The 9,016-nt window shown below is 59.6% G+C and carries 10 protein-coding genes and 1 pseudogene; 9 read left to right on the top strand and 2 right to left on the bottom strand.

Annotation, left to right across the window (positions count from 1 at the left end):
* Both ACESY8_RS11460 and ACESY8_RS11455 read left to right on the top strand, forming a co-directional pair.
* Positions 1-159 carry a DUF6440 family protein gene (locus ACESY8_RS11460; RefSeq protein WP_204681352.1) on the top strand — a complete coding sequence of 53 codons (159 nt, stop codon included), beginning with the start codon at positions 1-3 and terminating at the stop codon, positions 157-159.
* Between the two features lie 257 nt (positions 160-416).
* A pseudogene (locus ACESY8_RS11455) lies at positions 417-550 on the top strand (transposase); the annotation flags it as partial.
* A 287-nt stretch (positions 551-837) separates the two neighbouring features.
* Here the strand turns inward: ACESY8_RS11455 and ACESY8_RS11450 are convergent.
* Positions 838-1,656, bottom strand: coding sequence for an alpha-helical endospore appendage domain-containing protein (locus tag ACESY8_RS11450; RefSeq protein WP_421823255.1), 819 nt, complete (start codon positions 1,654-1,656; stop codon positions 838-840).
* A 264-nt stretch (positions 1,657-1,920) separates the two neighbouring features.
* Here ACESY8_RS11450 and ACESY8_RS11445 point away from each other — a divergent pair, with 264 nt between their 5' ends.
* The 4 genes from ACESY8_RS11445 to ACESY8_RS11430 all read left to right on the top strand — a co-directional run bounded on the left by ACESY8_RS11445 (position 1,921) and on the right by ACESY8_RS11430 (position 6,229).
* On the top strand, positions 1,921-3,033 hold the full coding sequence (locus ACESY8_RS11445) for a BclA C-terminal domain-containing protein (RefSeq protein WP_054338359.1): 1,113 nt from the start codon (positions 1,921-1,923) through the stop codon (positions 3,031-3,033).
* A gap of 13 nt (positions 3,034-3,046) precedes the next feature.
* Positions 3,047-4,159, top strand: a complete 1,113-nt coding sequence (locus ACESY8_RS11440) for a BclA C-terminal domain-containing protein (protein ID WP_044939576.1) — start codon at positions 3,047-3,049, stop codon at positions 4,157-4,159.
* A 59-nt stretch (positions 4,160-4,218) separates the two neighbouring features.
* Complete coding sequence (locus tag ACESY8_RS11435) at positions 4,219-5,304, top strand: glycosyltransferase (protein ID WP_054338360.1); 1,086 nt, start codon at positions 4,219-4,221, stop codon at positions 5,302-5,304.
* Between the two features lie 694 nt (positions 5,305-5,998).
* Complete coding sequence (locus tag ACESY8_RS11430) at positions 5,999-6,229, top strand: hypothetical protein (RefSeq protein WP_007491523.1); 231 nt, start codon at positions 5,999-6,001, stop codon at positions 6,227-6,229.
* A 35-nt stretch (positions 6,230-6,264) separates the two neighbouring features.
* Here ACESY8_RS11430 and ACESY8_RS11425 read toward each other — a convergent pair whose 3' ends face one another.
* Positions 6,265-7,029: a MerR family transcriptional regulator gene (locus ACESY8_RS11425; protein ID WP_009261408.1), complete on the bottom strand. Its 765-nt coding sequence runs from the start codon at positions 7,027-7,029 to the stop codon at positions 6,265-6,267.
* A gap of 127 nt (positions 7,030-7,156) precedes the next feature.
* Here ACESY8_RS11425 and ACESY8_RS11420 point away from each other — a divergent pair, with 127 nt between their 5' ends.
* The 3 genes from ACESY8_RS11420 to ACESY8_RS11410 are packed head-to-tail and all read left to right on the top strand — an operon-like array spanning position 7,157 to position 8,983.
* Positions 7,157-7,864 carry an alpha/beta hydrolase gene (locus ACESY8_RS11420; RefSeq protein WP_054338361.1) on the top strand — a complete coding sequence of 236 codons (708 nt, stop codon included), beginning with the start codon at positions 7,157-7,159 and terminating at the stop codon, positions 7,862-7,864.
* Positions 7,865-7,888: 24 nt separating this feature from the next.
* A complete protein-coding gene (locus tag ACESY8_RS11415) occupies positions 7,889-8,647 on the top strand; it encodes an EFR1 family ferrodoxin (protein WP_434307954.1) in 759 nt (252 codons plus the stop codon).
* 6 nt (positions 8,648-8,653) lie between these two features.
* Entirely contained in the window at positions 8,654-8,983 is a 330-nt protein-coding gene (locus ACESY8_RS11410) for a YqfO family protein (protein ID WP_054338362.1), read from the top strand.
* Positions 8,984-9,016 lie beyond the last annotated feature (33 nt).

Genomic DNA, 9,016 nt, shown 5'->3' with positions numbered 1-9,016 from the left:
ATGATTTTTCAAAATTCACAAAGATCGCACGGAGGTGTCAGCATCATTGTGGCTCGGGAAACCGGCGTAAACTATCCGATGGAAAAATTCGGAACTGCCGACAGGCTGTATCTCTTGCTGGACAAGAACGGGAAACCAATTGTGGGCCAGCAGCAGTAATATGGTGTAGGTCGTTGCCGCAGGGCGGTTTTTCTTGATAAGCACTACTGCCGTCAACTTAAGGCAACTACCAACAAAACTGTCAATTGCAATGAAAAATAATCGTATAAAATGCGAATTGACAAGCTAAAGTAAATATCATAGCACATACACTTTAGACGCAGAGCCGGTAACACGCAAGTAAAATACAGTTATCGGCTCTGCTCTATTTGAACACCATAACAGCCACATATTAAGCATTGCCACATCAACTTTATAAGGGTATTTCCTTTAAAACGGTTGCCATTGTGAGCTGTCGCTGCCGGGAGAGCAGTGTGAAGAAACCCTGATCGAGATGTATCTAGCCGGCGTATCCATCCGGCGTGTGGAGGATATAACTGAGACCACGTGGGTTCTCCGGCTACTATCAGCAAACTAATGTGGCCATTCTGACAGCGATTGCGGTCAATAAGGATGGACGCTGTATGGTCATTTTTACCGTAAGGTATATTCTGTCGTTCTCGATCCAAGGTGAAGCCGGAGGTTGTCATGAGGTTCCGCTCATAATATAACACCTGCTTTTATCTGGCTTTCCAGCCATTCTTTGTCCGGCAGCAAAATTCGTTTTATCTCCTTTGTACTGGATTCTCTTGTGCCCGGCAGAGCCGTTACATGCTATTAAAATGCTCAATCATGTCATCAAAGCTCTACCACATCCATCACTGCCTGCTCCACATACAGAGGCGCTTTGGCGTCAAGCATCAGGGACAACTTCACGCTGTATCCATTGTTTATACAGGGGTGCATTACAGAGACATAGTGCAATGTCTGCTGACCGTGTGCCGGGTGTCCTATGGAAAAATGCAGAGGCAGCGCATCTGTAAACGCACCACAGGGCGACTGTCTGAGGAGAATTGTCCCCTCTTCCGGTGATGTGGCGCAGACATTCAGTGCGTATTGGACTGCGTAGGTTTTCCCTGGATCAAGCTGAATCTGAGCAGGGGTACGTTCGTCCAAACAGATATCTTTTCCTGAACGGCTTCGCTGTCTCCAGCACAGGCGACAGTCCGGATTCCACAGCATTCTCTCCCGCAGTCCTATTAATTGAACAGCGCTTTTTTCACAGGACAGTACCTGATGAGACACTAGATGGGGTGGGGAGCAGGACACCGGACACTGGGACACACAGGGATCTGGCCGGCAAGGAGAAGGACAGGGCGTAGGCCCCGGCTCCGGCTTACAAGCTGGCGGCGGGGGCGATGGAAGCGGGCAAAACTCTAGCACCTGAGCCAGCTTGTTTTTCAACAGCATCTGGTTTTGCGTCACTGCCTCAACAAGGGCGGTGACGCTTTTGTTGACGGCCAGCACGTCATGGGGACAGGCACAGGGGCTTGTGCCGGGCAAAGTCCCCAGGATATATTGTAGTTTCTCACCCTCAGCGTTGAGAATATGACTCAGGGCAAGCTCTTCCATGGCAATGGACGCGATAATCATGGTCAGAGCTTCCTCTTGGGTCATATCCGCCCCGTTGGGTGGAAAGGAGGGCATAGACATATTGAAACTCCATAGTTCGTCCCGGCGGGGCCGGGTCCAAGATGTGCGGCAGGATATCCATGCCGCCGTCTTACCCTATGACATCCGGGGCAGTTTTGTTCCACCGGGAACCTGTTGGCTGGAAGATACATAGAATGTCCCAGCGCGACGTTTTGGAGTGCCTCGCTCCCGCCAGCGCACCGGTGCATATTAGTATGTACCTCTCAATTTGAAAGGAGATTCCCGATAATGTCTCTGCCTAGCTTTCCCGTAGTGAATCCCCCCATTGAACGGGAAGACGCAGTTAATCAAATTCTCTCTTCTATTGCGATGGAAGAACTCGGCCTGAGCCATATTCTCAACGCTGAAGGAGAGAAACTGCAATATATTCTGGGAACCCTGCCCGGTCTCAGCGGCCCTCCCGCCACAGTCAGCGACGTGCTGGCCGCCAATGAGAGCGTCCGCAGTATGCTGGAAACCGCGGCGCAGAACCAGCTCTTTCTGAAAGCAAAGATGCAGGGCGCTTTGACAGCCTCCCCCATGCAGGGTCCAACCGGCGCCACCGGGCCAACCGGAGCTACCGGGCCTGCCGGAGGGCCTACTGGCGCGACCGGGGCCACCGGCGCGACCGGGGCCACCGGCGCAACCGGTGCAACCGGCCCCACCGGAGCTGTTGGCGCTGCCGGTGCGGTTGGGGCGACTGGTGCGGTTGGGCCCACTGGGCCTACTGGCGCGACAGGGGCCACCGGCGCGGCTGGAGCTGCCGGGGCTACTGGAGCCACCGGGGCCACGGGAGCCACCGGGGCCACCGGCGCGACCGGACCTGCCGGCGTTACGGGAGCCACCGGCCCTACAGGTGTTGCGGGGGCTACCGGGGCCACTGGGGCCACCGGCGCAACAGGTATTACCGGCGCGACGGGCGCGACTGGTGCAACCGGCCCCACCGGTCCCAACATCACCGCCACCTCCGCCTTTGCAGCCAATACCAGCGGCACGGCGCTGACCGTCCTTATAGGGGGCACCCTGGTTCCCCTTCCGGACGGCCAGTTGCTCTCCCCGGACATCACGGTCAACGGGGCCAACACGGTGTTTACGGTAACCAACGCCGGGCGCTACCAGATTTCTTACAATGTAAACACCACCGCGTCCTTGGCCAGCGGTACCCGCCTTCTTATCAATGGCGCGGCCAATACGGCCTCCACCGTGGCCCCTGCGGTGTCTCTGAGCCACTTCTCCAACGAGATCCTGCTGAACCTAAACGCCGGGGACACCGTTTCCCTGCAAATGTTTGGCATCGCCTCCGTGGCCACCCTGCTGCCGGGCTCCGCCGGCGCGGCCCTTTCCATTACCCGTCTAAGCTGAGGAGGGATGTCTCATGTCACTGCCAACCTTTCCCCCAATCGAGCCTCCTCTGAGCAGAGAGGGCAGCATCAATGAGATCATTTCCTCCATTGCTGCTGAGGAGCTCAGCCTGAGCCACATCCTCAACGCCGAGGGTGAAAAGCTGCAATACGTTCTGGGTACTCTGCCAGGCCTTGAAGCGGCTGCGGCTTTGGATGAGGTAATGCAGGTCAATCAAAGCGTGCAGGAGACGCTGTCCAGCGTGATGGAGCAGCAGATGCTGCTAACCGGCAAATTGGCCTCGGCCATGAGCGCCCCCATCCTGCCCGGTCCCACCGGGGCTACCGGCGCGACGGGCGCGACGGGCCCCGCAGAAGGGCCTGTCGGGGTCACTGGCCCCACGGGCCCCACAGGTGCGGACGGCCCGACCGGTCCGACGGGCGCCGCAGGTCCCACCGGTACGACAGGTCCCACTGGTGCGCAGGGTCCCATTGGTCCCACCGGAGCAACCGGGGCAGTTGGCCCTGCCGGGGCTGTAGGTCCCACTGGAGCCACCGGAGCAACCGGGGCTACGGGCCCCACCGGAGCAGTCGGAGCTACCGGAGCCACCGGAGCGACAGGTTCCGCCGGCGCAAACGGTGCCGTCGGAGTAGCTGGCATCACCGGCGCGGCGGGCGCGGCAGGGGCAACCGGTCCCACGGGGGCGTCCGGTCCCACTGGAGCCACAGGTCCCAACCTTACCGCCACCGCCGGCTTTGCCGCCAACACCCAGGGCAGCAGCGTTCTGGTGGCGCTGGGGGGCAGCCCAATCCCCCTGCCCAACGCCCAAGTTCTGTCCCCCGACATCACGGCCAACACCGGGAACACGGTGTTTACCGTGGCCACGGCGGGCACCTATCAGATATCTTACCATGTGAATACCACTGTGGCCCTGCTGATGGGAACCCGGCTGGTGATCAACGGGGTGAACAGCATCCCCTCTACCATCAACCCGGTGGTCTCAACCTCTAACTTTGAAAACCAGATTAAGGTCACCCTGCCCGCAAACTCCACCATTACGTTGCAGCTCTTTACCACAATTGCCGGAACCGCCATTCTGGTAAGCGGCGGCGCGGGGGCCTCTCTGACCATCATCCGTCTGAGCTGAGTGCCGCCGGTAAAAACCGGCGGAAACAATATCATGATGAATCAAAAGGAAGCGCCACTATGATAAGCGTCAGTCTGTGTATGATTGTAAAGAATGAGGAAGATGTGCTGGAGCGCTGTCTGAAGAGTGTGGCTGGCCTCGTGGACGAGATTATCATTGTGGACACCGGCTCCACCGATCGGACCCGGGAGATTGCCACCCACTTTACCAATCAAATCTTTGACTTTCCCTGGCAGGATGACTTTTCCGCCGCCCGGAACGAAGCCTTTTCCCATGCGTCTATGGACTACTGCATGTGGCTGGATGCCGACGACGTATTTTTGGAGGAGGATCAGAAGGCTTTTCTCAACCTAAAAGAGACTCTGGACCCAACTGTCTCGGTGGTCATGGCCCCCTACCACACCGGCTTTGACGAACGCGGCCGCGTGACCTTCTCTTACTACCGGGAAAGGCTGATTAAAAACCGGGCTGGGATGTGCTGGGTAGGAGCCGTCCACGAGGTTGTCACGCCGGTTGGGAATGTCCTGTACTCGGATTTCGCCGTCACCCACCGCAAGACCCGCCCCTCCGACCCAGACCGGAACCTGCGTATCTACCAGGCCCAACTGGCTGCTGGGAAACAGCTGGAACCCCGTCAGCAGTTCTACTACGGCCGTGAGCTCTACTGCCACCATCGCTGGGAGGAGGCGTTGGATGTCTTTGAGCGATTTTTGGAAGAAGGCCAGGGCTGGGTGGAGAACAACATTGACGCATGCTGCCACTGCGCTTACTGTCACAAGGAGTTGGGCCATGAGCAAGCGGCGCTGGCTGCGTTATTTCGCAGCTTCACCTACGACCGACCCAGGGCAGAGGTCTGCTGTGAGATCGGAAACTGCTTCCTCCGGCAGGAGCGGTACCAGCAGGCTGCCTACTGGTACGCTCTGGCTCTGACCTGCGCCCGGGATGATCGCAGGGGCGGCTTTGTCTCTCCGGACTGCTATGGTTATCTCCCCTGTATCCAGCTGTGCGTCTGTTACAGCCATCTGGGCGACCAGAAAAGAGCGGAAACCTTCAATGAACTGGCCGCCGCCTGTAAACCGGATTCATCGGCGGTTCTTCACAACCGGGCTATCTTTCAAAGCCTGTCAGAGTCGTTGCCTCGTTAGGCGGGTCCAATTGAATGGCCCTACCTGACCAGAACAAATGGTTATCCTTGTTCTGGTCAGGTAGGGCCATTTTATGTCTAAAATCCTTTTTGCTAGAAAAGTCTCGGCCTTTCCTATATAAAACGCCTTATGCCACCAGTCAAATACAAACAGAGCAAATTCAAAGGTCAAAACGTGTAATGGGTGGGATTCGAACTCCTACTGACATCGGCTTGATGCTTTTTTGCCTGCTGCTCATGAGAATCGTCCCTTCGATAAAGTTACTTGTATGTTTTGGGAACAACCCCCATAGTCTTATTGGGGCGGCAAAATCCGTCGTAATGTAGTACAATAAAAATCATAGTCACGCTGAATAAGAAGCTACTTGCAATAATACTTTTGCTTTATACGAGAGAACTTTATGATAGACTTGCGAAAAGTTTATACTGTATTTTTGACCGAAATTCAAGGGAACGTTATCAAGAAGATCATGGGAGCATTTTTGAGTGAACGCACTCTTCAAAAAGAGACGGAACCGATTATGGAACGTGTTGCGTCACACGGCTTTGGGAGACGCATCTTTTTTATTTTGGTGTCTACTCCGCCGTTCGGTATTCCATTGCTTGTCGGAAAGAAATCCCGCCTGCAATGTTTTCATGAGAGAACGGCTGTGGTAGAATCGTCATACTTCATAGAGCCGAAAGGAGGCACCCGGATGGGGGACACGCTTGATTTTCCAGCCTTTCCCGGACAGCCAGAGTTGGACGGCATGGACCGCGCTCAACTTCTCTCCTGCCTGGAACGGATCCAGCTTGTGCTGGAGCAGCTGGACGAGCTCGAGCCGGAGGATATGGACAGCGATGCCTATGAGGACTGGGGAGAACGCCACGAGGCACTGGAGGATCTGGCCGACGAGCTCCAGGACCGCCTGGACGAGCTGGAATAAGGCGGAGGGCCGCGCAGCTGCGCGGCTCCCCCCTTTCACAGCCTCTCCGCCCAGCAGGCTACTGCGTCCCGTAAGAACCGGGCGCAGCCGGGCACAGCCCTGTCATAGTAGGCGGTAAAGCGGGGGTCAGACACATACAGCTCGGCCAGGCCCCGGTGCTTGGCGGGGTCGTACTGGTTGCCGGTGAGGGTGAGCCAGCGGCGGTGGAGCGCCGCAGCCGCCCGGCCGTCCTCCCCCTCCGGAGAAGCGCCGGAGGCCACCGCTCGTTCCAGCGCGGTCTGGAGCTCCCCGCCCAGCCGCGTCCACTCCTGGTACTGCTCTGGGGTCAGGTTCAAAACCGCAGTCTGGGCCTCGTCCACCTCGGCGTCACCATATCGGCCTCTGGCCTCTGCCCCATAGGTCTCCTGGTGCCAGTCCACAACCCGCTGTTTGAATGCCTCAAATTTCTGCTTATCGTCCATGATTTCCTTCCTTTCTTCGGCTCCGATGGTCTGTCGTACCGACCGGATCAGGCCCTCCAGCCGCGCCCGCTCCGCCTCCAGGGCGGTCAGGTGGCTGCGCAGGGCGGCCAGCCGGTCGAAGGAGGGGTCGTCCAGGCACCTCTTGATCCGGGCCAGCTCCACCCCGAGGGCCCGGTAATAGAGGATGTCCTGAAGCCGGTCCACCTCCGCCGGGCCGTAATAGCGGTACCCGCTCTCCGCCACCCGGCTGGGCTTCAAAAGACCGATTTCGTCGTACCAGCGCAGGGTGCGGGTGGTCACCCCGGACAGGCGCGACAGGGCTTGAATGGAATATTCCATCCGGTATTCCCCCCTTCTTCTACAGCATAGCAGTTGACGCAGCGTCAAAGTCAAGCATTTTCTCCAGGTTTGTGTTATAATAGAGTATCCTGCCCGGTAAAGCTGCCGGGCACACGAGGAGGAAACGATGGAACTAACTGAGCTGGAGGCGGCCGGGCTGAAGGCCGCCCTCTATGGTCCTCCCGCCGACCGGGTCTGGCTGTATGTCCACGGCAAGGGCGGGTGCAAGGAGGAGGCGGAGGACTTTGCCGCCCTCGCCTGTCCCCGGGGCTGGCAGGTGCTGGCGGCCGACTTGCCGGAGCACGGGACACGCCGCGGGGACGGGGTGCCCCTGGACCCCTGGCACGCAGCGCCCGAGCTGCGGGCGCTGTTGGGCTATGCCAAAGGGCAGTGGCGGCATACCGCCCTGCGGTGCACCAGTCTGGGGGCCTGGTTCTCCCTGCTGGCCTTCGCCGGGGAGCGTCTGGAGCAGGCGCTTTTCGTCTCCCCGGTGGTAGACATGGAGGGGCTCATCCGAGACATGATGGGGTGGGCCGGCGTCAGCGAGGCCCAACTGGAGGCAGCAGGCGAGCTGGACACTCCCTTCGGGGAGACCCTCTCCTGGCCCTACCTCCAGTATGTCCGCGCCCATCCGGTGTCCCGCTGGCCCACTCCCACCGCCCTGCTGTACGCCTCCGGGGACGCCATGCTCCGCCGGGCGGCGGTAGAGGACTTCGCCCGCCGGTTCGGCGGAGCACTCACCGTCCTGGAGGGCGGCGAGCACTGGTTCCACACACCGGAGCAGCTTGCGGCCCTCCACCGCTGGGAGTCGGATGTGTTGGAGCAAATGAAATAACCGTTTATAAAAGGAGCGCTCCTGATGATTTTCTATTTCAGCGGCACGGGAAACAGCCGCTACTGCGCCAAATGGCTAGCCCACCGGCTGGGGGATGAGGCGGTGGACGCCTTTCCCTTCCTGCGGGACGGCCGCTTTCCCGCCCTCACCTCCCGGTCACCGTGGGTCTTTGTGTCTCCCACTTACGGCTGGCAGCTCCCCCGCATTTTCGAGGCCCTGCTCCGCGGCGGCCGGTTTTCGGGCAGCCGGGACGCCTACTTTGTCATGACCTGCGGGGCGGAAATCGGCGATCCCATCCCCCGGCTGGAGGCCCTTTGCCGGGACATGGGCCTCACCTACCGCGGCGTTCTGCCGGTTGTCATGCCGGAGAACTACATCGCCCTGTTCCGCGCTCCCGGGCCGGAGGAGGCCCACGCCATCGTGGCAGCCGCGGTGCCGGGGCTGGAGGAGGGGGCGGAGCGCATCCGCCGGGGCGAGTCCCTCCCGCCCGTCCGGCGCGGAGCGATCGACAAGCTCAAATCTGGACCGGTGAACGCCTTCTTTTACCGCTTTATCATCAAGGCCGGCCCCTTCCGCTCCACCAGCGCCTGCGTGGGCTGCGGCAAATGCGCCGCAGTCTGTGTGGAAAACAATATCCGCCTCCGGGACGGCCGCCCTGTGTGGGGGGACCGGTGCACCCACTGTATGGCCTGCATCTGCGGATGTCCTGCCGGAGCCATTGAGTACGGCAGGGCCAGCCGGGGCAAGCCCCGCTACCAGTGTCCGGAATACCGGGAGGAGTGAGGGGCCATGGAATTTGAGTTCTGCAAGCTGGAAATCTATCTCCCTGAGAGCCACCTGGAGGCCGTTCAGCAGGCCCTGTGGTCGGTGGACGCGGGCCATATCGGCCGGTACGACCGCTGTCTCTCCTATAGCCCTGTCATCGGCGTCTGGCGCCCCCTGGCGGGCACCGCCCCTTATCTGGGCAGGGTGGGTGAGGCATGCCATGCGCCGGAGCTCAAGGTGGAGGTCACCTGCCGGACGGACCGCGTGGAGGAGACCGTGGCGGCCGTCAAGCGGGCCCACCCCTATGAGGAGCCCGTCATCAACGTCATCCCCCTTTACCGCACCGGACTATGAGGCGGAGCCCGTGTCCCCCTTCTGGCCAAACAG

Source organism: Clostridium sp. ATCC BAA-442 (genome assembly GCF_964239415.1).
Classification (GTDB): Bacteria; Bacillota; Clostridia; order Oscillospirales; family Oscillospiraceae; genus Flavonifractor; species Flavonifractor plautii.
The sequence above is the reverse complement of the archived record's forward strand: the minus strand, read 5'-3'. Positions and strand labels throughout refer to the sequence as shown.

Bases quoted from the DNA above. Each gene is read 5' to 3' on its own strand.
- ACESY8_RS11445 (WP_054338359.1), top strand. From the start codon at position 1,921: ATGTCTCTGCCTAGCTTTCCCGTAGTGAATCCCCCCATTGAACGGGAA.
- ACESY8_RS11430 (WP_007491523.1), top strand. From the start codon at position 5,999: ATGGGGGACACGCTTGATTTTCCAGCCTTTCCCGGACAGCCAGAGTTG.
- ACESY8_RS11460 (WP_204681352.1), top strand. From the start codon at position 1: ATGATTTTTCAAAATTCACAAAGATCGCACGGAGGTGTCAGCATCATT.
- ACESY8_RS11415 (WP_434307954.1), top strand. From the start codon at position 7,889: ATGATTTTCTATTTCAGCGGCACGGGAAACAGCCGCTACTGCGCCAAA.
- ACESY8_RS11425 (WP_009261408.1), bottom strand. From the start codon at position 7,029: ATGGAATATTCCATTCAAGCCCTGTCGCGCCTGTCCGGGGTGACCACC.
- ACESY8_RS11420 (WP_054338361.1), top strand. From the start codon at position 7,157: ATGGAACTAACTGAGCTGGAGGCGGCCGGGCTGAAGGCCGCCCTCTAT.
- ACESY8_RS11435 (WP_054338360.1), top strand. From the start codon at position 4,219: ATGATAAGCGTCAGTCTGTGTATGATTGTAAAGAATGAGGAAGATGTG.
- ACESY8_RS11450 (WP_421823255.1), bottom strand. From the start codon at position 1,656: ATGACCCAAGAGGAAGCTCTGACCATGATTATCGCGTCCATTGCCATG.
- ACESY8_RS11440 (WP_044939576.1), top strand. From the start codon at position 3,047: ATGTCACTGCCAACCTTTCCCCCAATCGAGCCTCCTCTGAGCAGAGAG.
- ACESY8_RS11410 (WP_054338362.1), top strand. From the start codon at position 8,654: ATGGAATTTGAGTTCTGCAAGCTGGAAATCTATCTCCCTGAGAGCCAC.